Annotated in this window: 25 protein-coding genes; 13 read left to right on the forward strand and 12 right to left on the reverse strand. The window is 73.3% G+C overall.

The genetic code is table 11. The annotated features are described in order from the left end of the window. Both OG715_RS24500 and OG715_RS24505 read left to right on the forward strand, forming a co-directional pair. Positions 1–180 (forward strand): hypothetical protein, encoded by a 180-nt coding sequence (locus tag OG715_RS24500; protein ID WP_266271047.1) that lies wholly within the window; start codon positions 1–3, stop codon positions 178–180. Between the two features lie 42 nt (positions 181–222). Beyond that, entirely contained in the window at positions 223–2,520 is a 2,298-nt protein-coding gene (locus tag OG715_RS24505) for an FxsB family cyclophane-forming radical SAM/SPASM peptide maturase (RefSeq protein ID WP_266271048.1), read from the forward strand. Between the two features lie 21 nt (positions 2,521–2,541). Here OG715_RS24505 and OG715_RS24510 read toward each other — a convergent pair whose 3' ends face one another. The 4 genes from OG715_RS24510 to OG715_RS24525 form a co-directional block, all read right to left on the reverse strand. Next, the gene (locus OG715_RS24510; RefSeq protein WP_266271049.1) at positions 2,542–2,739 is read right to left on the reverse strand and encodes a DUF397 domain-containing protein; all 198 of its coding nucleotides are present in this window, start codon (positions 2,737–2,739) and stop codon (positions 2,542–2,544) included. An 81-nt stretch (positions 2,740–2,820) separates the two neighbouring features. After that, complete coding sequence (locus OG715_RS24515; RefSeq protein ID WP_266271050.1) at positions 2,821–3,015, reverse strand: DUF397 domain-containing protein; 195 nt, start codon at positions 3,013–3,015, stop codon at positions 2,821–2,823. A gap of 172 nt (positions 3,016–3,187) precedes the next feature. Then, on the reverse strand, positions 3,188–3,382 hold the full coding sequence (locus OG715_RS24520) for a DUF397 domain-containing protein (RefSeq protein WP_266271051.1): 195 nt from the start codon (positions 3,380–3,382) through the stop codon (positions 3,188–3,190). A 2-nt stretch (positions 3,383–3,384) separates the two neighbouring features. Then, positions 3,385–4,254, reverse strand: a complete 870-nt coding sequence (locus OG715_RS24525) for a helix-turn-helix domain-containing protein (RefSeq protein ID WP_266271052.1) — start codon at positions 4,252–4,254, stop codon at positions 3,385–3,387. 282 nt (positions 4,255–4,536) lie between these two features. Between OG715_RS24525 and OG715_RS24530 the strand changes: the two genes are divergently transcribed. Continuing rightward, positions 4,537–4,914: an ATP-binding protein gene (locus OG715_RS24530; RefSeq protein WP_266271053.1), complete on the forward strand. Its 378-nt coding sequence runs from the start codon at positions 4,537–4,539 to the stop codon at positions 4,912–4,914. Positions 4,915–5,097: 183 nt separating this feature from the next. After that, positions 5,098–6,060 carry a 2-hydroxyacid dehydrogenase gene (locus tag OG715_RS24535; RefSeq protein ID WP_266271054.1) on the forward strand — a complete coding sequence of 321 codons (963 nt, stop codon included), beginning with the start codon at positions 5,098–5,100 and terminating at the stop codon, positions 6,058–6,060. Positions 6,061–6,081: 21 nt separating this feature from the next. On the opposite strand, the gene OG715_RS24540 is transcribed toward OG715_RS24535, so the two are convergent. Further along, positions 6,082–6,774 carry a TetR/AcrR family transcriptional regulator gene (locus tag OG715_RS24540; protein ID WP_266271055.1) on the reverse strand — a complete coding sequence of 231 codons (693 nt, stop codon included), beginning with the start codon at positions 6,772–6,774 and terminating at the stop codon, positions 6,082–6,084. Positions 6,775–6,882: 108 nt separating this feature from the next. Here OG715_RS24540 and OG715_RS24545 point away from each other — a divergent pair, with 108 nt between their 5' ends. Then, positions 6,883–8,103, forward strand: a complete 1,221-nt coding sequence (locus tag OG715_RS24545) for an FAD-dependent monooxygenase (protein ID WP_266271057.1) — start codon at positions 6,883–6,885, stop codon at positions 8,101–8,103. Positions 8,104–8,173: 70 nt separating this feature from the next. On the opposite strand, the gene OG715_RS24550 is transcribed toward OG715_RS24545, so the two are convergent. From OG715_RS24550 to OG715_RS24560, 3 genes are all read right to left on the reverse strand, one after another. After that, entirely contained in the window at positions 8,174–8,413 is a 240-nt protein-coding gene (locus OG715_RS24550; RefSeq protein ID WP_266271059.1) for a hypothetical protein, read from the reverse strand. A gap of 171 nt (positions 8,414–8,584) precedes the next feature. Continuing rightward, positions 8,585–9,532 (reverse strand): DUF4231 domain-containing protein, encoded by a 948-nt coding sequence (locus OG715_RS24555; RefSeq protein ID WP_266271060.1) that lies wholly within the window; start codon positions 9,530–9,532, stop codon positions 8,585–8,587. A gap of 302 nt (positions 9,533–9,834) precedes the next feature. Next, on the reverse strand, positions 9,835–10,599 hold the full coding sequence (locus OG715_RS24560) for an SIS domain-containing protein (RefSeq protein WP_266271062.1): 765 nt from the start codon (positions 10,597–10,599) through the stop codon (positions 9,835–9,837). Between the two features lie 221 nt (positions 10,600–10,820). Here OG715_RS24560 and OG715_RS24565 point away from each other — a divergent pair, with 221 nt between their 5' ends. Further along, positions 10,821–11,513, forward strand: coding sequence for a metal-dependent transcriptional regulator (locus OG715_RS24565; RefSeq protein ID WP_266271064.1), 693 nt, complete (start codon positions 10,821–10,823; stop codon positions 11,511–11,513). A 569-nt stretch (positions 11,514–12,082) separates the two neighbouring features. Here OG715_RS24565 and OG715_RS24570 read toward each other — a convergent pair. Further along, the gene (locus tag OG715_RS24570; protein ID WP_266271065.1) at positions 12,083–12,790 is read right to left on the reverse strand and encodes a bifunctional DNA primase/polymerase; all 708 of its coding nucleotides are present in this window, start codon (positions 12,788–12,790) and stop codon (positions 12,083–12,085) included. 326 nt (positions 12,791–13,116) lie between these two features. Between OG715_RS24570 and OG715_RS24575 the strand changes: the two genes are divergently transcribed. Both OG715_RS24575 and OG715_RS24580 read left to right on the forward strand, forming a co-directional pair. Then, positions 13,117–14,493, forward strand: a complete 1,377-nt coding sequence (locus OG715_RS24575) for a tetratricopeptide repeat protein (protein ID WP_030393555.1) — start codon at positions 13,117–13,119, stop codon at positions 14,491–14,493. A gap of 180 nt (positions 14,494–14,673) precedes the next feature. After that, positions 14,674–15,804 (forward strand): hypothetical protein, encoded by a 1,131-nt coding sequence (locus OG715_RS24580; protein ID WP_266271066.1) that lies wholly within the window; start codon positions 14,674–14,676, stop codon positions 15,802–15,804. Between the two features lie 113 nt (positions 15,805–15,917). On the opposite strand, the gene OG715_RS24585 is transcribed toward OG715_RS24580, so the two are convergent. Next, positions 15,918–17,213: an ABC transporter substrate-binding protein gene (locus tag OG715_RS24585; RefSeq protein ID WP_266271068.1), complete on the reverse strand. Its 1,296-nt coding sequence runs from the start codon at positions 17,211–17,213 to the stop codon at positions 15,918–15,920. Between the two features lie 174 nt (positions 17,214–17,387). On the opposite strand from OG715_RS24585, the gene OG715_RS24590 reads away from it, so the two are divergent. Together OG715_RS24590 and purU are read left to right on the forward strand one after the other, a co-directional pair. Then, on the forward strand, positions 17,388–17,903 hold the full coding sequence (locus tag OG715_RS24590; protein WP_266271069.1) for an SCO4402 family protein: 516 nt from the start codon (positions 17,388–17,390) through the stop codon (positions 17,901–17,903). Positions 17,904–18,072: 169 nt separating this feature from the next. Continuing rightward, the gene (gene purU, locus OG715_RS24595; RefSeq protein ID WP_266271070.1) at positions 18,073–18,939 is read left to right on the forward strand and encodes a formyltetrahydrofolate deformylase; all 867 of its coding nucleotides are present in this window, start codon (positions 18,073–18,075) and stop codon (positions 18,937–18,939) included. Positions 18,940–19,006: 67 nt separating this feature from the next. On the opposite strand, the gene OG715_RS24600 is transcribed toward purU, so the two are convergent. Together OG715_RS24600 and OG715_RS24605 are read right to left on the reverse strand one after the other, a co-directional pair. Then, positions 19,007–20,266, reverse strand: a complete 1,260-nt coding sequence (locus OG715_RS24600) for a zf-HC2 domain-containing protein (RefSeq protein WP_266271072.1) — start codon at positions 20,264–20,266, stop codon at positions 19,007–19,009. After that, a complete protein-coding gene (locus OG715_RS24605; RefSeq protein WP_266271073.1) occupies positions 20,263–20,934 on the reverse strand; it encodes a sigma-70 family RNA polymerase sigma factor in 672 nt (223 codons plus the stop codon). The genes OG715_RS24600 and OG715_RS24605 overlap by 4 nt, the downstream gene beginning before the upstream one ends. Before the next feature lie 562 nt (positions 20,935–21,496). Here OG715_RS24605 and OG715_RS24610 point away from each other — a divergent pair. The 3 genes from OG715_RS24610 (at position 21,497) to OG715_RS24620 (ending at position 24,590) form a co-directional block, all read left to right on the forward strand. Further along, positions 21,497–22,078: an ATP-binding protein gene (locus OG715_RS24610; protein ID WP_266271074.1), complete on the forward strand. Its 582-nt coding sequence runs from the start codon at positions 21,497–21,499 to the stop codon at positions 22,076–22,078. Positions 22,079–22,610: 532 nt separating this feature from the next. Beyond that, complete coding sequence (locus OG715_RS24615; RefSeq protein WP_407661009.1) at positions 22,611–24,008, forward strand: MFS transporter; 1,398 nt, start codon at positions 22,611–22,613, stop codon at positions 24,006–24,008. 54 nt (positions 24,009–24,062) lie between these two features. Continuing rightward, entirely contained in the window at positions 24,063–24,590 is a 528-nt protein-coding gene (locus OG715_RS24620; RefSeq protein WP_266271076.1) for a GNAT family N-acetyltransferase, read from the forward strand. Positions 24,591–24,657 lie beyond the last annotated feature (67 nt).

A 24,657-nucleotide genomic window follows, 5' to 3' on the forward strand; every position in this document is an offset into this window, starting at 1 on the left:
ATGGAGTCGACCGTGGAGCCGCACGCGGTGACCGAGCGGACCGAGGAGCGCGTACCTGGGCAGCGCCCGGGGCTCACCGAACTGGCGGGGCTGGACGCGGGTGAGCTGGCGAGCCACCTCGCCCTGGCCCTGCCGGGCTTCGGCGCCCGCCCGGTCTCACCGTTCGACTCTGCGATCTGACCACCAGGGTTAGCCCGTACCGGCGGTTGGAAACGTGCCGTCATGACGTTTCCTCCGCCGCCGATCACGCAGTTCGTCCTGAAGGTCCACAGCCGGTGCGACCTTGCCTGCGACCACTGCTACGTGTACGAGCACGCCGACACCGGCTGGCGGTCCAGACCGCGGGTCGTCGGGGAGGCCGTGCTGGCACGGGTCGCGGAGCGGATCGGGGAGCACGCGGCCGCGCACGGGCTGACCGCGGTCGGGGTCGTCCTGCACGGGGGTGAACCGCTGCTGGCCGGGCCGGCGGTCTTCAGGCGGACGGTCGAGCTGCTGCGGGCGGCGCTGCCCGAGGTGTGTGACCTCGACCTGCGGGTGCACACCAACGGGGTCCGGCTGGACGCGGCGTACTGCGAACTGTTCGACGAGCTGGGCATCCGGGTCGGCATCTCGCTGGACGGGGACCGGGCCGCCAACGACCGGCACCGCCGGTTCGCGAACGGGCGGTCCAGCCATCCGCAGGTGCTGCGGGCCGTCGGGCTGCTGCGCGAACCGCGGTTCCGGCACCTGTACGGGGGGCTGCTCTGCACCGTCGACGTGGCGAACGACCCGGTGGCCGTCTATCGGGCGCTCGCCGAACTGGAGCCCCCGGCGGTGGACTTCCTGCTTCCGCACGCCACCTGGGAGCACCCGCCGGAACGCCCGCCCGGTGCGGGTGCGACGCCGTACGCGGACTGGCTGCTGACCGTGCACGAGCGGTGGGAGGCGGACGGCCGCCCGTTCGCCGTCCGGACCTTCGACTCGGTGCACCGGACGCTGTCGGGGCTGCCCGGCCTGAGCGAGGCGCTGGGGCTGGAGCCGGTGGACCTGGCGGTGCTGGAGACGGACGGGACGTACGAGCAGGCGGACAGCCTGAAGACGGCGTACGACGGCGCGCCCGGGACGGGGATGGACGTCTTCCGGCACAGCCTCGACGAGGTGGCCGGGCACCCGGGCATGGCGGCGAGGCAGTCGGGCCTGGAGGGGCTGAGCGCGGAGTGCCGGGCCTGCCCGGTGGTGCGGTCCTGCGGGGGCGGGCTGTACGCGCACCGGTACCGGGAGGGGTCGTTCGACCGTCCTTCGGTGTACTGCGCGGACCTGCGGGCGCTGATCGACGGCCTGGCGGTCCGGGCGGGGGTTGTCCGGCGGCCGGCCGCGCCGCCGGTGGATCTCGCCGGGCCGGGGCTCACGGACGAGCAACTGGACGAACTGTCGCTGGGGTTGGGCGGCCCGGAAACGGTTCGTGCGCTGGCCCGGTCCCAACTGGCGCTCACCCGGACGATGCTGGCCGCTGTGCACGGCTCCTCGGGGCTGGCGCGCTCGGAGGCGTGGGAGCTGCTGGCGGAGCTGGACGCCGTCGAACCGGCGGCGGTGGACGCGGTGTTCGCCCATCCGTACGTCCGGGCGTGGGCCGCGCGGCGGCTGAGCGGCGACCCGGGGGCGGGCCTCGGCACGCTGGCCGAGCTGGCGGCGGCCGCGGCGGTGCGGGCGGGGCGGGGGGACAGTGTGGTGGTGCCGGTCCGGGAGGGGGTGCTGCATCTGCCGACGCTGGGGCGGCTGCTGCTGGGCGGGGGCGTGCGGGAGGCGCTCGTCACCGGCGGTCGGACGGGTTGGACGGCGCGCACCGATGACGGTGCGGTCGCTGGTGCGGGTGACCCGCGCTGGCAGCTGATCCGGAGGGTCGGGAGGGGTATTGCGCTGGAGGACCTGGACCCGCAGCGGGCGGTGCACCGGTGGCCGGTGGAGGAGCGGTTGGCCGCCGCCGAGTACCTGCGCTGGGACGGGGACCTCGGGGCGGCGGCCGACCTGCTCGATCGGGATCTACCGGAGTACGCCGCCGGTCTGTGGGCCGGTCTGAGTACGGTCACGCCGTTGCAGCGGCGATCGGACGGGCGCGACGTCAGCTCGGCCGCCCGCCAGGCTTTCGGCGCGGTCGCGATCGCGCGGCCGGGCAGCGCGGAGACGCTGGCGTTGCTGCTGGTGCACGAGTTCCAGCACGTGAAGCTGGGGGCGGTGTTGGACCGGGAGGAGCTGTACGACCGGGGCGACACGAGGGTGTTCGAGGCGTTCGGCCTGACGCCGAGGCCGATCGGTTCTCTCTTTCAGGCCGTCTACGCCCACCTGGCGGTCACGGCGTTCTGGGGCACCCGTGCGCAGCACGCCGAGCTGGCCCGCTCCCGCTTCGCCCACTGGCGCGCCCTGACGGACGAAGCCGTGGACCTGCTCGCCGACAGCGGCGCGCTGACCCCGTTGGGCAAGCGATTCGCTGATGGGGCAAGGGCGTCGCTGGACCCCTGGCTGCGGATCACCATGGCGAGATGACGGCAGCCAGGGGCAGAAGACTCAATCAGTGAGGTGGTCGAACTCGCCGGCCTTGGCACCTTGGAGCCAGGCGGCGAGCTTGGCCTTGGTGGTGGTGATGGCTATGGCGGGGTCGTCGGATTCGCGGATGCGGATGAGTTCGCCGTCGGACGCGATCTCGACACAGTTGGCTTGGTTGCCGCTGAAGGTCGATTTTTGCCAGTGAAGTTCTTGGGACATGGCAAGCCTCCTTGGGCCGAGCTCCCAGTGGGTGTGCCGGGCTGCTCCCGCGCCAGCGCGGAGCAGCCCCGAAGGTGGAGCTCAGAGGGTGAGGTGGTCGAATTCGCCGACCTTGGTTCCCCGGATCCACGCGGCGAGGTTGGCTTTGGTCGTGGTGATGACGCTGGACGGCTCGTCGGACTCGCGGATGCGGACATCATGACCGTCGGACGCGATCTCAATGCAGTCCATGTTCTCCCCGCTATAGGTCGACTTCTGCCAGTTGAGTTGCCTCATGGCTACCTCCGCAGGAGTTGGTAACGGACATGCTGGGTCAGGCCCCGCAGGTCGCGAACGGCGGAAGACGGCCCAGGCAGCCTTGGTCGATGCGCTGGCGGTGCTGGACTGGAGGTCAGTGGGTGTTCGGGGCTGTTCCCGCGCCGACGCGGGAGCAGCCCCAAGGCAGTACTCAGCAGGTGAAGCAGTCGAATTCGCCAGCCTTGGCACCTTGGATCCAGGCGGCGAGCCTGGCCTTGGTGGTGGTGATGGCTATGGCGGGGTCGTCGGATTCGCGGATGTGGATGAGGCCGCCGTCAGCCGCGATCTCGACGCAGTCGGCGGCGTCTCCGCTGTAGCTCGACTTCTGCCAGTTGAGTTGCCTCATGGCTACCTCCCCAGGAGTTTGTACCGGACGTGCTGGATCATGCCCCACGAGTCGCGAAAGGCGGGAGACGGCCCAGGCGCAGCGGCGTCCAGTGCCGGAAGTGCCATGCCCTTGAGCCGGTCGAACTTCCTTCGGAACGTGGCCACACCCTCAGGATCGCCCAGAAAGGTCGGGCCGTGGGGGTTCTCCAGGAGAACGGTGTCCAAGCGAGAGTGCGGCCCGTGCATCAGGACGAATGCTGTGTCGGTCGATGCGTAGACCGTGCAGTCGAACGGGAGAATCTGGATCGTCACGTGGGGGAGGCGTGCCATCTCGATCAGATGGCTCAGCTGTCCACGCATGACGGCCGGACCGCCGTACATCATGTGCAGGGCTGCTTCGTGGATCACGGCGTGGAAGGGCGGCGCATTCTCCGCTGTGATCAACTGCTGGCGGCGGCGCCTGAACTCCGCTTTCTTCTCGGCATATTCGAGGATCACCTCGCTGTACGCCTTGGTCTGCAGCAGGCCAGGGATCAGATGGGTCTGGTAGCTACCGATCGAGGCTGAGGAAGCCTCGAACTCGGCCAGATCGAGAGCCTCCGACACCACATGGGCTCGATACTCGCTCCACCATCCCTTGCCGTTGCTCCGGCACATGGCGATGAGTCCGGCCCGGTACTCGGCGTCGTTGACGCCGCACGTGTCGAGCCAGAGGGTGAGCCGCTCAAGGTTGAGACCGAGCCTGCCGGCCTCGGTGTGGCTGACGGCCGGGCCCTTCATGCCGAGCAGATCACCGATCTCGGCGGCGGACAGGCCGGCGGTGTTGCGGAGACGTCTCAGCTCATCGCCGAACCGGCGCTGCCGTTCGCTGATGTCGGTCCTGAACCCCACGTACGTGCCTTTCTGCGCGGACGAGTGACCTCGAAGCCGAAGCCTACGGAAAGTGTAGGCATGCCCACTGAGTGTGTTGCACAGTTGAGGGACTTGCGCCTACAGTTGCTTCGACCGCTCGCCGGACGGTTTGTCAGTAATGCTCATATCTACGGCAGTTGGTACCGAACTGCCCGGGCACCGAAGAGCACTCGCATGCGGCGCCTCCAGTCCCGCAAACGGGCTTGTTCACGGCGACAGACCCCGAGGTGTGCCCCTACCTACACCGCAGGGAGATTCCCCGTGTGTAACCCCAACCTCAACTCCCCCTCCCTCGCTCTCGCCCGGCAGTCGTTGCGCGACTCGATGCTGCGCGCCGGGTGGGACGACGCGCGCATCTTCGATGCCGAACTCGCGCTCGCCGAGCTGATCGTCAATGCCTGGCGGCACGGTCGTACCGCCTCCCCCGTCGTCCTGATCGCCATCGACGGCCTCACCCTCCGGGTCTCGGTCGGCGACGAGAGCCACCACCTCCCCGAGCAGCGACGATCGCCCGCACTCGGCGAACTCGCCGAGTGCGGGCGGGGGCTCCAGCTCGTCGAGGGCCTCACCCAGCGCTGGGGCGCCGATCCCCAGAAGAGAGGCAAGCTCGTCTGGTTCGAGCTGGACTCGGCCGCGTGACCGTCGTCGCCGCCCTCCTCGTCCTCGCCTCGGCGCTGGTCGGAGCGGTGAGCGAGCTGCTGACGCGATCGCTGCGGGACCGGGTCGACCGGGCGGGCAGCACGGTCGACCGGTGAGTGCCATCTATGGCACCAGGGCCCTCGTCCAGGCCGGGCGAGGGCCCACCGCGTAAACTCCGGGCCTGTGAACGAGCAGCCTCCGGTCCTGGTCACCCGTCGTCTCGCGCCCGGTGTCGTCGAGCGCCTCTCCGCGCAGCTCCCGGCCACCCTGCACGACTCCGAACTGCCGATGAGCCGCGAGGAACTGCTCGCCGCCGTTCGCGGCCGCCGGGCGCTGATCACCACCCTCGACGAACGGGTGGACGCCGAACTCCTCGACGCGGCCGGTCCCGACCTCCAGGTCGTCGCCAACCACGCCGTGGGGTACCACAACGTCGATGTGGCGGCCTGCGCCGAGCGCGGCATCACCGTCACCAACACCCCCGGCGTGCTGACCGCCGCCACCGCCGACATGGCCTGGGCCCTGCTGCTCGCCGCCACCCGCCGGCTCGGCGAGGGGGAGCGGCTGCTGCGCTCCGGTGAGCCGTGGGCCTGGGCGCCGACCTTCATGCTCGGGCTGGAGCTGGCCGGCACCCAGCTGGGCGTGCTCGGCATGGGGCGGATCGGGCAGGCGGTGGCCCGTCGGGCCAAGGGCTTCGACATGCCCGTCCGCTACCACAACCGCAATCCGCTGCCGCCCGAGCAGGCCGACGGCGCCGAGTGGCTGCCGCTGGAGCAACTGCTCTCCACCTCCACCGTCCTGGTGGTCACCTGCCCGCTGAGCGAGGCCACCCGGCACCTGCTGGACGCCCCCCGGCTCGCCCTGCTGCCGCCCGGCGCGGTGGTGGTCTCGATGACCGCCGGGGTCGTCGACGAGGTGGCGCTCGCAGCCGCCCTGGAGTCCGGTGCGCTGTTCGCGGCCGCCGTCGACAACTTCGAGCGCGAGCCCGCCGTCCCGGCCGCCCTGCTCGCCCAGGACCGCGCGGTCCTCGCCCCGCACCTCGGCAGTGCCACCGTCCGCACCCGCCAGGCGATGGGCAACCTGGCCGTCGACAACGTCGTCGCCGTCCTCGCCGGGAAGGACCCGGTCACCCCGGTCGCGCGGTAGTCCTGGCTGAGGCGCCCCGGCTCATGAGCCCGCGCGCCGGGTGATCAGCGCCTCCAGGCCGTCCAGGACGCGCTCGACCCCGAACGTCAGGGCCTGGTCCCGCCCTTCGGCCGGTGAGGTCATCGCGGCCAGCGTGGCCGGGTAGTCGTCGCCGTGCTCCCGAAGCACTCCGGCGAGGGCCGTGACGAGCCGGGTCTCGGCCTCCGTCCCGCTCGCCCGCGACTGCTGGGCGATGCCGCGGACGTGGCTGGCCAGCAGGACGACGGCGTCGAGCCGCTCGCCGCCGGTGAGGCCCTTGCCGTCGAGTGCGGTCAGGGCCCGTTCCATCCAGGACAGTTCCCGCGGGCCCATCAGGCGCGCGCCCACGGTCGACTCCAGGAGCCAGGGGTGTAGCGCGAAGGCCCGGAACAGGTCCGCGGACCAGTCGGTGAGGTCCGTGCGCCAGTCGCCGGACGCGAGGTCCGGCGGGTCCCCGACCGCCCGGTCCGTCATCAGCGCGATCAGCTCCGCCTTGCCCGGCACGTACCGGTAGAGCGACATCTTGGTCTTGCCGAGCAGTTCCGCGACCCGCTGCATCGACAGGGCGGCCAGGCCCTCCGCGTCCGCGACCTCGATGCCGGCCCGGGCGATGCCGTCCAGGCTCAGCGCGGGCTTGGGGCCTCGCCTGGGTTGGGCCTGCGGGCCCCAGAGCAGCCGTGCCAGTTCGTCCGCCATCGCTTCTCCCGCCCGCCGTCAGGCTTGCCACATCCCAAAACTGTGTCTACCGTACACAACAACAAACAGCGTCCGTCGGACACAGTTTTGAGCGAGGGGTGGAACTCCATGGGCACGAAGGTCCTGATCTCCGGAGCCGGCATCGCCGGGCCGGCGCTGGCTCTCTGGCTCGGCCGGTACGGCTTCGAGGTGACGGTGGCCGAGGCGGCCCCGCACCTGCGCGGCGGCGGCCAGGCCGTCGACTTCCGCGGCACCACCCACCTGACCGTGCTGGAACGCATGGGCGTGCTCGACGACCTCCGCCGGATCCGCACCGGTGGCAGCCCCATGCGCTTCGTCGACGGGAGCGGGCGGACCAGGCTGCACCTGCCCGCCGAGTTCGCCGGCGGTGACGTCGAGGTCCTGCGCGGCGACCTCGTCCGCGTCCTGTACGAGCACAGCCGCCCGTTCACCGACTACCGCTTCGGCGAGTCCGTCAGCGAGCTCCGCCAGAACGCCGACGGTGTCCACGTCCGCTTCCGCAGCGGTGAGGCCCGCACCTTCGACCTCGTCGTCGGGGCCGACGGGCTGCACTCCAACGTCCGCCGGCTCGCCCACGGCCCCGAGGAGCGGTACGTCACCCATCTCGGCCACTACGCCGCCGGCTGGTCACTGCCGAACTACCTGGGCATCGGCCCGGGGGAGGGGTCCGTCGGCCTCAACGTGCCCGGGCGGCTCGCCGCCGTCGGCACGAGCCACCGGGACCCGGACACGGCCGCGGCCTTCTTCGTCTTCTCCTCGCCCGCGCTGACGTACGACCGCCACGACCAGGAGCAGCAGAAGGCGATCATCGCCAGGGCCTTCGCCGGGACGGGCTGGGAGGTGCCGCGCCTCTTGGCCTCCCTGGCCGAGGCCGACGACCTGTACTTCGACTCCATCAGCCGGGCCGACGTCCCGAACTGGTCCGCCGGCCGCGTCGCCCTCGTCGGCGACGCCGCCTGCGGGGCCACCATCGGCGGCATGGGCACCGGCACCGGGATCGTCGCCGCGTACGTCCTCGCCGGCGAACTGGCCGCGGCCGCCGGGGACCACGTCGCCGCCTTCGCCCGCTACGAGGGCCTCCTGCGCGCGTACGCCCGGGGCTGCCAGAAGGGCGGCGACCGCGCGGGCAGGTTCCTCGCCCCCGGCGCCGTCGGGCTGCGGCTGCGCAACTGGTCGCTGAACCGCCCCCGGATCCTCGACTGGATGATCGAGGAGGGTCGGAAGGCGACCCACCTCGACCTGCCCGACTACCGCCGGTTCGAGACCGCGCCGGACCGGATCGGTACGCGCGCCCGGCCGGGCAGTTGACCTCGCGTCGGTGCGGCGGAGGGCCCGGTCGGGGGATCGCGAGCGGCAGCGGTCCCCGACCGGGCCCGGCTCAGGGGAGGACCAGCTGCTGGACGACGACGGCCGTGGACAGGGTCAGGTTGACGGTGATCAGTGCCCACAGGGATCGCCTCGTGCAGATCCCGCTCCGCCGGGTCAGGATCACGTAGGCGGCCACGACGAGGTCGAGGACGGCGAGGACCGCCACGAGGGTCCGCAGGGCGCTCGTCGTCGCGTCGGCTGTCGCCAGCGCGACCGCGAGCCCGGCGGGGTGGCGGAGGTGGGCGTGCATGGGTACTCCATCGGAACGGCGGCGAACGACCGGGGGATCGCCGGATCCGGCTTCCGGCAGGCCGAAACTCTGCCAGGCGGAACGATCACGCCGGGGTGGAATTCGCGGCAGGAACCTGCACATCCGCCTTGCAGGAACTCCGCGGTCCCGCCCGGCTCACCCCGGCGGGCCTCAGTACTCCCGGTCGGCCGCGCCGTTGACCTCGCGGCGGGCCTGCCAGGTGGTGTGCTCGCGGGAGACGGCGTCCTCGGCGTCGCGGGAGAAGCGGGCCCAGAGTTCCTCGGCGTCGGGGGAGCCGAGGTCGAGGTGGGCGAGCTGGGCGCGGATCTGGGCCAGTTCGTCGGCGGCCAGGCCGTACGCGGCGGCGAGCGGGCGGTACTGGCGCAGCTGGGCCCAGGCGGTGACGGAGGCGGCCACCGCAGAGACGGCGCCGAGGGCGTCGAAGGAGAAGAGCCCCAGCGCCCGCAGCACCGCGAGCACCAGGCCGAGCAGCGGCAGCACCACGCCCGCCACCCCGGTCCAGAAGCCGGCCCGGGCGCAGTAGCGGGACTTGGAGCGGTACCAGTCCTGCTGCACCTGGATCCGTTCGCGCAGGTAGACGTCCCGGCGCAGGGCCAGCGGCTGTTCGCGCAGGGCGCGCATCGCGGGGGTGATCTGGCTCTCCGCGGGCCGGCCGGCCAGGCCGGTGCCGACCGCGCGGCTGCCCCGGAAGGCGTGCAGCACCCGGCCGAGCTGGAGGCCGTAGAGGCCCTCGGCGTCCGGCAGCGGCCGGGGCGGCGGCTGGACGGCGTCGGCCCGGACGGCGAACTTCCACGCCAGGGTCTTCACCGACTCGGCGGCGGCCCGGCCCTCGTACCAGAGGCCCTGCGGGTTCTGCCGGCTGGTGACGGCGGAGAGGCCGATCGCGCCGAGGTAGGCGACGGCGGCGAGCCAGGCCCACGGCCGGCCGTCGGCGGAGCCGGCCGTGGCGGCCGCGACCAGCAGCAGCAGTTCGGCGGCGGAGAGCCGGACGGCCCTGTGCTGCCCCTGCTGGGAGGCCGAGTCGGCCGCCCAGAACAGCTCCGGCAGCAGCTCGCGCTCCCGCACCACCCGGTCCGCCCCGCCCGTGCCCGACGTCATCCCGTCCCCCCGCTCGCAGCTCCACCACCCGCCCCGGCGGTTCTGCCCCGGCGGACGGCCCGGTACGCCTGGGCGGGCAGGCCGGTGCGCCCGGGTGGACAGGCCGGGACGGGCCGACCGGGGCAGAACCGCCGGGGCGGGTGCCCAGTGTGCCCAGGGTGTCCAGGGCTGCCGTCGGGCCGGTCGGCCGGGCGGCGTAGCGGGCCCGGTACCGCCCGCCGCGCCTTCGTACGGCGAACGGGCGGGGCGGGGCGGAGAAGTCCCGGAAGGAGGTGGAAGGCCCCGGAAGGTCCCGGAAGGAATCAGAACGTGTAGAAGATCCGGTCGGCGTTGTCGGTCATCTGCTTGGCGTTCCACTCGGTGCCGCCGGGCACGTTGCCCGAGCGGAACAGCGGCGGGGCGGCGCCCTCGCCGGCCAGGGCCGCGTCGGCCAGCCGCTCCACCGCCGAGGCGACCACGGCCTGCATCAGCGCGCTGGTGACGATGGTCGAGACCGGGCCGAAGGTGGTCTCGGCCCCGGGGTGGGTCAGCTCGCCGTCGCCGACCGCGATCTTGTTGTCCAGGACGACGTCGCAGTGGTCCTTGAGGTAGGTGCCGGAGGAGTGCCCGGAGGGGACGGCGCCGGGGTAGGCCAGCGAGGTCAGCCCGATCACCTTCAGGCCCCGCTCCCGGGCGTACTGGGCCAGCTCCACGGGCATGGTCTGCCGGCCCGAGAGCGAGATCAGGAACAGCAGGTCACCGCTGGTGGCGGGGGTGAGGTCCAGGGTGGTGGTGGCCAGTCCGGAGACCCGCTCCAGGGCGCTCGACAGCGGCGCCGGCATCACCGTGACCCCGGCCATGCCGGGGACCTCCAGCAGGTTGATCGGCACCAGCCCGCCGGCCCGGTAGACCACGTCCTGGGCGGCCAGCGAGGAGTGGCCGGCACCGAACGCGAAGACCCGGCGGTTCCCGGCGATCGCCTCGGCGAGCAGGGCGGCGGCCGCCTCGATGTTCTCCGCCTCCTCGGTCCGCACCCGCTGGAGGTGGGCGATCGCGGCCTCGAAGTACCGGCCGACCAGCTCGCTCATCTGCTGCCTTCGCTCTCTGCCGGTGGGGGGCCCGGCCGGGTGGCGCGGCCGAGATGGTCCGGACCGCTGGTGGAGAAAGCTACGGCCAGCACCGTGCTGCCTCACCGGTGCCGCTGTCAACAGGCACGAAATGCGGCCCCCCGGGGCCTGGGGCGGGCCCGGTTGTCGTCGCGGTACGTCAGAATTGGCGGTGAGGACCCCGAGGAACGGAGCCAGCGGCGATGTCTGGGCTGATCGACACCACTGAGATGTACCTTCGCACCATCCTGGAGCTGGAGGAGGAGGGCATCACCCCGATGCGCGCCCGGATCGCCGAGCGCCTGGAGCAGAGCGGTCCCACGGTCAGCCAGACGGTCGGCCGGATGGAACGCGACGGGCTGCTCCGGGTCGCGGGCGACCGCCACCTGGAGCTGACCGAGGAGGGCCGACGGCTCGCGGTGCGGGTGATGCGCAAGCACCGCATCGCCGAGTGCCTGCTGGTCGACGTGATCGGGCTGGAGTGGGAGCAGGTGCACGAGGAGGCCTGCCGCTGGGAGCACGTGATGAGCGAGACCGTCGAGCGCAAGGTGCTCGCGATGCTCGGCCACCCGACCCAGTCCCCGTACGGCAACCCGATCCCGGGGCTGGACGAGCTGGGCGACGCCAAGGCCGAGGGCGAGGGCTTCGACGCCGGGCTCGTCCCGCTGGACACCGTGCTGCCGGGCGAGAACGGCGCCGACGTGGTGGTCCGCCGGATCGGCGAGCCGATCCAGACCGACGGCGAGCTGATGCGCACGCTGCGCCGGGCCGGGGTCCGTCCCGGTTCCACGGTGCGGGTGACCGCCGGTGTGGGCGGGGTCATGGTGGGCTCCGGCGACAGCGCGGCCGAGCTGGGCAAGGACATCGCCGCGCACGTCTTCGTCGCGCAGGCCTGAGGAAGGCGGGCACGGGCCTTCTCGGGCCCCCGCCCCGCGAGAGAACGGCCGGAAGGGCCCGGTGCTCCCCGTGCACCGGGCCCTTCCGCCTCCCCGCTCCCTCCCGTTCCCGCGCCACCGGCCACCCCGAACCCGGCCGGTACCGCGGCCCCGCCCTTCCCTCCCGTCCCCTCCGGTTCCCCTCCATCCCTCCCGTCCGCCTCGCCCGGCTTCCCCGACCGAGCACCCCTTCCGGCGGCCCCTCACATGGGAATTCCTCCCACTCGGCCGATCATGGCAATCCTTGAGCGTTGTCACTCGTACGAGGGGCTTTCGCCGTTGACCAGCGGGTACACCGAACCCTTATCCGCACATGCGTATGACGGGCCCGGTCTCCGGTGGGAGACAAGGCCCGTCACTCGCGCGCGGGGTCTCGCGCGGCGCACACCCCTCACCCGATCGGCGTAGGGCGGCAGTTCTCGGAAGGGTCGGCCGTCCGGCGGAGAGGCCGTTCGGCCGTTCAGCGGGTCGGCGCGGCGGCGGTCCACCGGGCCGGGAGACGGCCGTCCGTGAGGTGGCCCGGGGTGCGGTCAGCGCACCGCCGCGGGCTGGGCCGGCTGCGCCGCGGCCGACGGCGCCTCGCGCCCGCAGGCGTAGGCCAGTGGATTGATCAGCTCGGCGGCGTCCGGCAGCCAGCGGTTGAGCGCGGAGGGCGAGCGGGCCCACTGGGCGAAGCCGGTCGGGCCGACCCGGGACGGCGGGGCCACCGTCCAGTCGCCCTCGCCCCGGGCCACCAGGTCCAGCCGGGCCGGCGGCCAGCCCAGCTTGCGGAGCATCTCCGGCAGCTTGGCCGCGACCCCGGGCAGCACCAGGAAGTGCAGCCGCCGCCCCGCCCGGCCCTGCGCCGTCGGGACCACCGCCACCGGGCCGAGCTGCAGGCCCATCCGCTCCATCCGGGCCAGCGCCAGGCAGCCCGCCACCTCCGGCACGTCCAGGACGTCGAAGGACCTGCCGGTCGGCAGCAGGATCGACGCCTCCGGGCGCTCCGTCCACCAGCGCCGCACCGCGCCCGGCCCCGCGCTCGCCTTGCGCGCCCAGTCCGAGTCGATCGGGTGGGCACCGGGCAGCGCGCACCGAGGCTCGCCGCACGAGCAGCGGGCGGGGCCGTCGCCGTCGATCAGCCAGGCGCCCGGGGCGACCTCCCAGTGACGGGTCTCGGCGTAGCTGACGGCTTCGACGAGCAGCGGGGGCAGTCCTGCGTCGGAGCCCTGGTCGGGGGAGTCGGGGGTGTCTTCCACGGGCTGCTCAACTACCGTGCGTGAGGCGGGTTACGGTCGGGTGCGGGCCGTTCCGCCACGCGATGGCAATTCACCCGAACCGGTGAGGCGGACCGTGCGGAAGCGCGCCGGGGGGAGGCGGGGTGGGCGCAATGGGGGCGCACGGGAGCATTCTGCCGGGCGCGTGGGGGGTGGGGATCGTCACCGTGGGTATCCCGCTGGCGTTGCTGATCGCTAACCTGGTGTCAGTTTCCTTGAACGGTAGGACAGTCGGCAACTCGGCAACAGAGATCAGCAGAAAGCGTCGCCCGCCGGCCGGGACCGGAGGGTGTGGGGAGGCGAAGCCCATGGCCGCGAGACCACTTGTCGCACGACAGCCCAACGAACGCCTGCAGCAGCTGATCCAGGAGGCCAGCTGCTCCAACGCCGGTCTGGCACGGAGAGTCAACCTCTGCGGTGCCGAGCACGGTCTTGACCTGCGGTACGACAAGACCTCCGTCGCACGCTGGCTCCGCGGCCAGCAACCGCGCGGACAGGCACCGGCGGTGATCGCCGAGGCGCTCGGACGCAAACTGGGGCGCAGTGTGTCGGTCGAGGAGATCGGCATGGCGGACGGCAAGAACCTCAGCTCCGGCATCGGGCTGCAGTTCGCGCCGACCCTCGGCGCCGCACTTGAGCAGGTCTGTGAACTCTGGCGCAGCGACGTCGGACGCCGGGACTTCCTGACCGGGGCGACGGTGGCGGCCTCCGCCCTGGTCGAGCCCAGCCGGGACTGGCTGATCACCCCGCCGGACCCGGTGGTGGCCCGCAGCGGCGGCACCCGGGTCGGCCCGACCGATGTCGCGGCGATCAAGGCGACCACCGCGATGCTGGTCGACCTGGACCACCGGTTCGGCAGCGGCCACGTCCGCCCGGTCGTGGTGCACTACCTCAACAGCGTGGTCTCCGGCCTGCTCGGCGGCTCCTACCGGGAGGAGACGGGCCGCCAGCTCTTCGCGGCCGTCGCCCGGTTGACCGAGCTGGCGGGCTACATGGCGGTGGACACCGGACAGCCCGGCCTCGCCCAGCGGTACTACATCCAGGCGCTGCGCCTGGCCCAGGCCGCCGACGACCGGGGCTACGGCGGGTACGTGCTGGCGGCGTCGATGAGCCACCTGGCGGCGACCCTGGGCAATCCGAGGGAGATCGCCCAGCTCGCCCGGGCCGCCCAGGAGGGCGCCAGGACGGTCGCCACCCCGACCGCGATGGCGATGTTCTACGCGGCCGAGGCGCGCGGCCACGCCCTGCTCGGCGACGCCCGGGCGTGCGAGGCGGTGGCCGCCAAGGCGCTGGAGATGATGGAGAAGCGCCGCCCGGAGGACGACCCGGACTGGATCGTCCACTTCGACGACGCCTACCTCGCCGACGAACTGGCCCACTGCCACCGGGACCTCGAACAGGCGGGCCAGGCCGAGCACTACGCCCGCCGGGCGCTCGACCTGCACCCGCCGACCAGGGTGCGACGCCGCGCGGTGGACCTCGTGCTGCTGGCGACGGCTCAGCTCCAGCAGCGGGACGTGGAACGCGCCTGCGAGACGGGCGCGCAGGCGGTCCGGCTGCTGAGCGGTCTGCGTTCCAACCGGGGCGTGGAGTACCTGGACGAGTTCCGCCGCCGGCTGGAGCCGTACCGGGAGCAGCGGGTGGTCCGCGAGTTCCAGGCCAGGGCGGAGGCGGAGGCCGCGTAGGCGCTGGTGGCACGGCGGTACGGAGCGTGCGGGGACGGTGAGGGGCGGACCGCCCACGTGGTCGGCCGGTTCGGTGAACCGGTAGCGTGGGCGCGACGTCCAAGGAACTGTGATGCTCCCAAGAACCGACGAGATGTGGTCCGCCGTCAGCGCGCGGTCGTGCACAGGTGAGGAATCGCGTTGAGCCAGCGCCGCTCGTACCCCAACTCCGGTGACTTCAATCTGGACGACCTGTTCCGTCCGGAGCCGGGGCAGCAACCGGCCCCGCAGCCCGGGCAGCAGCCGGTCCCACAACCCGGGCAGCAACCGTTCCAGCAGCCCGGGCCGCCGCACGGCCAGCAGCCGGCCGCGCCCTACCCGGGACCGCAGCCGGGGCCCTACCCGGGCCAGGCGTCCGGGCAGCCCGAGTACTTCGGCGACAGCGCGCTGCCCACCCAGGCCATGCCGGTCCAGCAGCAGGGGATGCCGGCGCCCGGCTGGGGCGGCGCGGCGCACCCCGGCCACCCGGCCGACCACGGCCAGGCCACCCAGTACCTGCCGCCGTACCCGGGGGCCGACCCGCAGGGCGCCGGCGGTTACCCCCCGGCCCGCCCGGGATACGCCGACGGGCCCGCGGCGGACTACCCGGACCGGTCCGGTACGGCCCCGGCCGGGCGAGGCGGCGGCCGCTCCTCCAACAAGCTGGTGGTCGGCGGTGCGGTGGTCGGTGGTATCGCCGCGGCCGCCCTGGTCGCGGTGCTGATGGGCGGCGGCGACGACAAGCCCGGATCGAAGCCGCAGGCGGCCCCGGCGACCACCGGCGGCGGCACCACCGCCGCCACCGCGCAGCAGCCCCCGGGCCCGACCACCGCCTCCGTCAGTCCGGAGGTCAAGGCGCAGGCCCAGGCGCTCTCCGACCTGCTCGGCACCGCCAACGACAGCCGGCAGGCGGTGATCGGCGCGGTCGCCTCGGTGCAGAAGTGCGAGAAGCTCCCGGAGTCGCAGCAGGTGCTGACCGGCGCGGCCGGCCAGCGGCGGGAGCTGCAGAGCAAGCTCTCCGGGCTGAAGACGGACAAGCTGACCGGTGGTCCGCAGCTGGTCGAGCAGCTGAACGCGGCCTGGGCGGCCTCGGCGACCGCCGACGACGAGTACGCGGCCTGGGCCGGGGACGCGCAGAGCGGCTGCGACCCCAAGAAGAACGACAACCAGCACTACAAGAACGCCGTCGCCGCCAGCGGCACCGCGACCACCGCCAAGAAGCAGGCGTCCGGGCTCTGGAACACCGTCGCGGGCCAGACCGCCCTGCCCACCCGCACCGACGGCGACCTCTGAGTCCACCGCCCCGCCGGGACCGGCGGGGCGACAACGGTGGAGGGCCCGACCACTGTCCGTGGTCGGGCCCTCCGCCGTTGTTCCCGGGGAGTCCTCCCGGGGAGCGGGTCGGCTCAGGCGGGCGGCTTGCCGCCGGTGAGCACCCAGCGCACATCGACGAAGCCGGGCCGCTGCAGGGTCATCTGGCCGCCCTTGACCACCTGGAAGGTGACCCAGGTGTTCACCAGCCGGGGCGACTCGGTGCTCGGCAGCATGTTGGTGGTGGCCCAGTTCAACGGCGGGGTGAGCCCGACGTCGATCGGCTCGCCGCCGTCCAGCAGGGTGGTCACGGCCTTGCTGGTGACCGGCTGCCCGGCCGCGGTCAGGCGCTCGGAGACCTGCTTGAACACCTCGTAGGCGACCCAGGTGGTCTGCACCCCCGGGTCGGCGGCGTCGATGTGCCGACCGGAGTCGGCGCGGATCACCGTGCGCAGGCCGTCCCAGATCTTGGCCGACTCGGGCGGGTACCAGCCGGTCACGAAGGCACCGGAGAGCGGGCCGCTGTCGCCGCCGGTGGAGTCGACCACCGACTGCTGCACGCTGCCGATCACCGAGGCGATCCTGGTGTTCTTCGCACCGGTCCGGCGGAAGGCGTCGAGCAGGTTGCCGGTCGGCTCGGCGCCCAGCGCGCTGGTGACGCAGTTGCCGGCCTGGTCGGTGCCGATCGCCTTGCGGACCACCGGGCTGTAGTCGTTGGACTTCTCCGGCGCCTTGACGTCCAGCAGCTTGATCCCGGCCGGCTTGAGCGCGTTGCCGAGGTAGCCGAGCAGGTTGTCGCCGGCCGGGGTGTCCGGGCGGATCAGCGAGACGGCCTTGCAGCCGGCCTCGACCAGCTGGCGGCCGCTGCCGCCGATCAGGGCGGGCATGCCGCCGCCGACCGGGTAGGACAGCGGGCTGCTGAACTCCGGCTGGGACAGTCCGTAGCCGCCGACCAGCGGGATGCCGGCGCGCTCCAGAACGGGCATGAAGTCGTCGCCGAACTGGCTGTAGGAGCCCAGCACCGCGACCGCCTTGGCGTCCACCGCCTGCTGGGCGCAGGCCTTGGCGCCGTCGGAGGTGTTGTGCTCGTTGCAGGTGATCACATTGAGCCGGCGGCCGCCGAGGCCGCCCTTGACGTTGAGGTCCTTGCCGATGGCCTCGGCCAGGGCCGTCATACCGGGACGGTCGGCCGAGCCGGTGCCGGACGGAGCCCAGGTCATGACGGTGAGGTCGCCACCATTGCTGGCGGCATCGGCCGGTCCGCCGCACGCGGAGGCCGAGAAGAGGGTGGGAAGCAGCGCCGCGGCGGTCGCGACGGCAGCGATCGGGCGTCGGTTGTGCCGTCCTGCGATCGGGTTCATGGCCTGGGACGAGCCCCTTCGGCTGGTCATGGGTCTTTCCCTCCCGGGGCGCTCTGCTGCGCACCTGTTCCAGCCAATCCCCGGTGCCGCAAGCCGAGAGGGCGGTAAAGCCAACAAACGACCAACGGCGGAGGAACTCCGGGCGTGAACGCGTGTAGATCGGGAGTGGAGCACGAACGGTCGGGGAACGTACGATCGTTGTCCATGTCCGCCAGCACAGAATCTTCGTATCGGTCTGCCCGAAACCCTTCTCGTCCGGGCCACCGCTCCAGCACGATGGGCGGCATGCCGCTCAACGACCTGCCCTGGTGGCGCTGGCGGGCCCGACTCCGCTCGGCCCTGCACATGCTCTCCGACCCCGGGTTCCAGCGGGAGGCCTGGCTGGCCAGCCGTGACGGGTACGGCGATGTGACCGACGCCGTCTACCGCCTGGTCGAGGACACCTGGCTGGACCGCTGGTCCGCCGAGAAGTACATCGGCACGATCTTCCGGGACCCCGCCGAGGCCACAGTGGTGGACCTCGCGGTGCTGCGGGTCGTGCAGATCCTGCACGAGGTCGGTGCGGACGCGCCGGCCGCCGCCTACCTGGGGCACCAGGACTGGCCGGAGGCGGTCCGGGCGGCCCGGGAGGCGCACGTCCTGCTGGCGGCCAACGACGGCGAGGACCCGGACGCGCCGCCGCGCTCGCTGGACATCCTGCGGATCCTCACCCAGGTCTGACCGGCCCGGCCGGGCCGGCGGGTGACCGGTCGGCCCGGGCCGGCGCCCGGTGCGGGCCGGTCCGTCCCGGAGTGCGGGCAGCCGGGTTGGGGGTGTCCCGGAGTGTGAAACGCTGGAGCATTCGCACCAGCACCAGCACCAGCACGAGCTCAGGACGGGATACCCCCACGTGGAACAGCAGCCGGCCAGCGCCCAGTACGTCCTCACGCTGTCCTGCCCCGACAAGCAGGGCATCGTCCACGCGGTCTCCAGCTACCTCTTCATGACCGGGTGCAACATCATCGACAGCCAGCAGTTCGGTGACGGGGACAGCGGGCTGTTCTTCATGAGGGTGCACTTCTCGGCGGCCGAGCCGGTGACCGTCGACAAGCTGAGGGCAAGCTTCGCGGCCATCGGCGCCTCGTTCGGGATGGACTGGCAGATCCACCCGAGCGAGCAGAAGCTGCGGATCGTCCTGATGGTCAGCAAGTTCGGCCACTGCCTGAACGACCTGCTGTTCCGCACCCGGATCGGCGCGCTGCCGGTGGAGATCGCCGCGGTGGTCTCCAACCACACCGACTTCCGCGACCTCACCGAGGGCTACGGCATCCCCTTCCACCACATCCCGGTGACCAGGGAGAACAAGGCCGAGGCCGAGCAGCAGCTGCTGGACCTGGTCGCCAAGGAGAACGTCGAGCTGGTCGTGCTGGCCCGCTACATGCAGGTGCTCTCGGACAACCTCTGCACCGCGCTGTCCGGCAAGGTGATCAACATCCACCACTCCTTCCTGCCGAGCTTCAAGGGCGCCAAGCCGTACCACCAGGCGCACACCCGGGGCGTGAAGCTGATCGGTGCCACCGCGCACTACGTCACCGCCGACCTCGACGAGGGCCCGATCATCGAGCAGGAGGTGGCCCGGGTGACCCACGACGTCACCCCGGACCAGCTGGTCGCGCTCGGGCGGGACGTCGAGTGCCAGGCGCTGGCGCGCGCGGTGAAGTGGCACAGCGAGCACCGGGTGCTGCTGAACGGCAGCCGGACGGTCGTCTTCGCCTGAGCCTGCGGAGCCGTCCGTCCAGTCCGTCCGGTCCGAGCCGTCCGAGCCGTTCATCCCGTCCGGCTCGCTACGGTCGGGACAGCAGGGGCGTCGCGCGCAGCACCTCGCGGATCGCGGCCCGGTCGCCGTGCTCGCCGACCGGCACCCGGTCCGGGTCGCGGTGCGCGGCGGCCAGCTGGCAGAACTCCAGCCCGTCCAGCACCATCGCGGCCACCGGCTCGCCGCCGGGCGGACCGGCGTCCGGACCGTCCAGCGGTATCAGCCACTCGCCGGCCGCCGGGCCGTCGATCACCAGCCGGATCCGTCGGCCGGTCCGGCGCCCGGCAGCGGCAGCGGCAGCGGCATCGGTCCCGGCACTGGAACCGGTTCCGGAGCCGTCCGGCCGCGCGTCGGCGCCGCCGAGTGCCGCGCCGGCCGGTTCGGAGCGCGTCGCCCGCTGCCCGGCCAGCGCCAGCGGCAGCATCCGCACCGCCAGGTCGATCATCTGCCGCAGGTGCTGCGGGGCCGGCGGGTCGTACGGATAGGCGACCGCCCGGGCGATGTCCTCGCCGTGCACGTAGCACTCGAAGGCCCGGTCGACGAAGGCGTCCCGCAGCGGGACGGTGACGAAGCCGAAGTCCACCGGGGTGCTGCCCTGCGGGGCGAGCGCGGCCGAGCGGACCAGTTCGTGGCAGTGCCGGCGCCACCGGGCGCGGATCCGCTGGGGCGGCTGGCCGGACTGCTCGGCGGTGAGCCGGGCGGTGCGTTCGGCGATCCGGGCCCAGGGCGGGCCCGCCTGCGGCGGCACCCGGGGGACAGCGGCGGTGACGGCCTCCTGCGGCGGGACCCGGCGCGCGGCGGTCGGCCCACCGCCGGGGAACGGGCCGCCCGGCACCGGGTCGGGCAGGCCGAGCGCGACGGCCAGGTAGCCGTCCACGGCGGCGAGATGGCACAGCACCTCGGCCGGGCGCAGGTACTCGGTGCCGCCGTGCCAGGGGAGTTCGGCCACCTCCTGCCACTCCTCGGGGCCGAGGTCGCGCAGCAGGGCGTCGAGCTTGGCGGTCTCGGCGGTGTACGGCATGCCCCAGGTGGGCACGGGCAGGTCCGCCGGCCGGCGGGTCAGGCACCAGTCGAGCACCTGCTGGCGCAGGGCGCCGGGCTGGTCCAGCGGCTCCTCGACGGAGAGCCAGCCGGCCGCCTCACGGAGCCGTCCGGCCTCCTCGGCGCACTGCGGGCAGCCGGCCAGGTGGAGTTCGAGCTCGGCGGCCTCGGCGGAGGGGACGGCGCCGAGGGCCCAGGCGCCGAGCAGTGAGCGCAGCGCCTCGTGCCGCTCGTCGGTGGTCGTCACGTCCCTCCGCCCTCCGTCCGTTGCCCGTTCTCGCCGGCCCCAGGCCCGTCCGTGCACCCGGCGTCCGTGCCCCTGGCGTCCGTGAGCCCGTCGCGCGGACCGCCGGCCGCCGGGGCGGCGGGCCGGTGCCGCTCGCGCTCCTGCTCCAGTTCGGTGGCCAGCAGGGCCAGCCCCAGCCGCATCCGCTGTTTGGCGGCCTGTTCGCTGATCCCGAGCCGACGGGCCGTCTCCTGGTAGGTGCGGCCGTCGTAGTAGGACTCCGCGATCGTCTCACGCAGCGGTTGCGGCAGGGCCGAGACCACGTACTGGACCCGGGCGGCGGTGGCCACCGTTCGGATCTCGTCCTCCTCGGCGGGCCCGGCCCAGCCCGCGGCCTCGGCCCGGCGGGCGCGCAGCCGGTCCACCGCGCGGCGGTGGGTCAGCGCGCCGAGCCAGGAGCGGAGCGAACCGCGGGCCGGGTCGAACGCCTCGGGGTGCTCCCAGACGTGGGCGAAGATCTCCCGGGTGAGTTGGGCCGCGGCGGACTGGTCGGCCAGTATCCGGCCCGCCAGCCCGTGCACCATCGGGGCGAGTTGGTCGTACAGCTCGCCGAGGGCGGTCTCCTCGCCGCGGGCCAGGCGCCGTTGCAGCTGCTCGTCCCCGCGCGGGGCGTCGTCGGTGGTGGCCACCGGTCACCACCCCTCCTGCCGGACCGACCGCTGACGCGTCCACGGTATCCCGGGGTGTTCGGGCGGCGGAGCGATTCGGGGAAGAACGGAGCCCGGTGCTTCGGATGGTCGGATCGTGGGATCTGCCGTCGATCCCGCTGTTGCGCTGTTCGAAGGTGGTTGGACATATGTCGCACGGGTGGTTCGCGAGTGGCGGGCGCGGCGCGAGGGGCGGACGGAGGTAGGTTCGCCTCTGCGTCCGGGGCCGGTCGGAGCGGCCGGGCGATCGCCGGTCCGAGGCTCGCCAGAGTGAGCGGGACAGTATGCCCTGCCCCGTCCCCCGATCGCTGGAATATGCCCGAAGCGCTTGCTGCGGTCCGCCGGCCGACTCATCCTGAGGCGTATTCGCGTCGTGGTCGATGAGCGACGGACGAGCCGGTGCGGGTGCACCGCACCGGGCGTGACGTGCGGTGACCCGGCGGACAGCGGCCCGGAGGACGGTGGCCCGGTGCGTACCCGGGCCGGCCGGGCGACCAGGGCCCGGTCGAGACGGTGCCGAACTGCGAGTGCGGGTGGTGGAGCGGTGCAGGTTCTTCAGGTACAGCTGGCGGTGCAGGCGGACCCCGCCGAGGTCGGCCGGGCCCGTCGGTGGGTCCGCTCCCGGCTGCTCAACCACGGCGTGGACCCGGACGCGCCGATCGCCGAGACGGTGGTGCTGGTGGTCTCCGAGCTGGTCACCAATGCCGTGGTGCACACCGGGTGTCCGGCCGTGCTGCGGCTCTGCTTCCCGCTGGGCGACTTCCCGGGCGCGCCGCCGGACGGCTCCCCCGACGGCTCGGCGGCCGGTTCGTCGGCCGTCCGCGCGAGCGGCTTCCCGTCCTCAAGTGCCGCCCCGGCCGGGGGCGGTGAGGTGCGCGAGGCGGCGACGGTCGGTCCGCTGCGGGTCGAGGTCGCCGACGCCAGCCAGGTCGCCCCCGCGCCCCGGCACGCGGGCGCGGACGTCGACGCCACCAACGGGCGCGGGCTGGAGCTGGTCGAGCTGCTCTGCGACCGCTGGGGCTGGTACCCGGACGGTTCGGGCAAGCGGGTCTGGTGCGAGATCAGCCCGGACGCCCGGCCGGCGGACCCGCTGGCCACGGTCGACTGGGCGGCCCTCGCGCAGTAGGGGCCGGGCCGGAGGCAGGTGTTGGGCGGGGTCCGGGCGGGGCTCCGGACGGTCCTTCGGCCGCGGTGATCTCCGGGCCGAAAGCTGACGCAACCATTCCGAATTTCGGACAACCCATTGACGTGACGTATCCGACTGATCACGCTTGGGTGCAGCTCTCCGTCGCGAGGGGACGCCGAGGGACACCCGAAGGCCGCCGCGGTGCTGCTGTCCAGGGGGATCATGTCAGCAGGGGGGCCGCAGGCAGGCCGGTCGGGTGACCGTTCCTCGGCGAGTGCGGAGGGCGTCGCACGGGTTCAGGGGCCCGTGCACCGAGGTCGGGTGGCGGCCGGCCGTACCGTGCTCGGGGTGCGCGCGGCCCGCCGTCATCCGATCCGCCCGCCGCGGGCGATCCTTTTCGGCCACCGCTCCCGTTCGTGGAGCACGGGGGACTCCGGTCGGCCGGTTCCCGCTCCCCGGTTGGCCCGATACCGACGAAAGCTGGCAGCCCCGCCCCTCGTCGTGCCACGGGCCCTTCGGGAGACTCGGCCGCGTGAACGAAGCGAACGCCCCCACCGGCACGGCGGCTCCGGCCGGACCCGTCGACCCTGCCGACCTCGCTGGACCTGACACCCCCGCCGGATCTGCCGACCCCGCCGCCCCCGCCGGATCGGCGGGCCCGGCCCGCGCCCCCCGGGTGCACTACGCCTGGGTGGTCGCCGGAGTCGCCCTGCTGGTACTGCTCGGCTCGGCCGGATTCCGCTCCACGCCCAGTCTGATGATGGACGCGCTGCACACCGAGTTCGGCTGGTCGATGGGCACGATATCCAGCGCCACCTCGGTGAACCTCACCCTCTACGGCCTCACGGCGCCGTTCGCCGCCGCCCTGATGGACCGGTTCGGCGTCCGGCTGATGGTGGTCTGCGCGCTGCTGACCATCTCGGTCGGCTCCGGCCTGACCATGCTGATGCGCGAGCCCTGGCAACTGGTGCTGTGCTGGGGCGTGTTGGTCGGCCTCGGCAGCGGTTCGATGGCCGGGGCGTTCGCCACCACCATCACCGGCCGCTGGTTCCGGGCCCGGCAGGGCCTGGTGACCGGGGTGCTGACGGCCGCCGGGGCGGCGGGCAACCTGGTCTTCCTCCCGCTCGGCGCCTGGCTGGTCCAGGAGCACGGCTGGCGGTCGGCGGTCGTGGTGGTCTCGCTGGCGGCCAGCGCGGTGGCCGTCCCGGTGCTGCTGCTGATGCGCGAGCGGCCCGCCGATCTCGGCCTGCTCCCGTACGGCGCGACCGAGCCCCCGCCCGCCCCGGCGGCCGAGGGGCGGGCGCTGGCCCGTTCGCTGCGGGTGCTCAGGGAGGCCGCCCGCACCCGGGCGTTCTGGCTGCTGGCCGCGTCCTTCGCGATCTGCGGCGCGACCACCGCCGGGCTGGTCGGCACCCACTTCATCCCGGCCGCCCACGACCACGGCCTGCCGGTCACCACGGCCGCGAGCCTGCTCGCGCTGATCGGCGTGTTCGACGTGATCGGCACCGTCGCCAGCGGCTGGTTCACCGACCGCTTCGACGCCGGACGGCTGCTGGTCGTCTACTACGCGCTGCGCGGGTTCTCGCTGCTCCTGCTGCCGCAGCTGTTCACCGGCTCGCTGGAGCCGCCGATCCTGGCGTTCGTGATCTTCTACGGCCTCGACTGGGTGGCCACCGTCCCGCCGACCGTCGCGCTCTGCCGGCAGTACTTCGGGGAGGACGCGCCGATCGTCTTCGGCTGGGTGCTGGCCTGTCACCAGATCGGCGCCGCAGTGGTGGCCGGCCTGGCCGGGGTCGCCCGGGACGCGCTCGGCGACTACGACCTCGCCTGGTACGTGGCGGGCGGGCTGTGCGCCGTCGCGGTGCTGCTCTGCCTGGCCCTGCGCACGCCGGGGCGGGGGACGGACCGCGCGGTCCCGGCCCTGAGCTGAGCTGGACAGAGCTGGGCGCCGCAGTGTCGTAAGGGGTGGCTAGGCTCCGGGGCCATGACGTTGAGTTTCACCCTGGACCCGGTATTCGGCCCCGAGCTGCGCGCCGAGGTCACCAGCCTGTGGACGGCCGCCAGCAATGCCGGCGGGGCCGTCGGGTTCGTCCGCCGGGTGACCGAGGAGGAGGTCGGGGCCGCCGGGGCGGCGCAGTTCGCCGGACTCGCCCCGGCCGGACCGGACCGGCTGCTGATCGCCCGGGAGGCCGGGACGGGGCGCCTGGCCGGGATGCTGCTCCTGCAGTCGATGCGGTTCGGGCCGATGGACCACTGGCGGCTGGTCTCCAAGGTCATGGTCCACCCCGAGCTGCAGGGGCGCGGGTACGGCGCGGCGCTGCTGGCCGAGGTCGAGCGGATCGGCCGGGAATGGGGGCTGGCCGGGCTGAAGCTCCAGGTGCGGGGCGGGCTCGGCCTGGAGTCCTTCTACCTCCGCAGCGGCTATGTCGAGGTCGGCCGGGTGCCCGGTGCCATCCGGGTCGCCCCCGGTGACGACCGGGACGATGTGCTCATGTGGCGCGACCTGCGCTGATCATGGCCGCGCCGGGGCGGTCCGGGGCGGGACCCGTTCCCCGCCGGGCCCGTCGGGCATGCTTCAC

This window comes from Kitasatospora purpeofusca (genome assembly GCF_036010405.1).
In the GTDB taxonomy this organism is placed as follows: domain Bacteria; phylum Actinomycetota; class Actinomycetes; order Streptomycetales; family Streptomycetaceae; genus Kitasatospora; species Kitasatospora purpeofusca.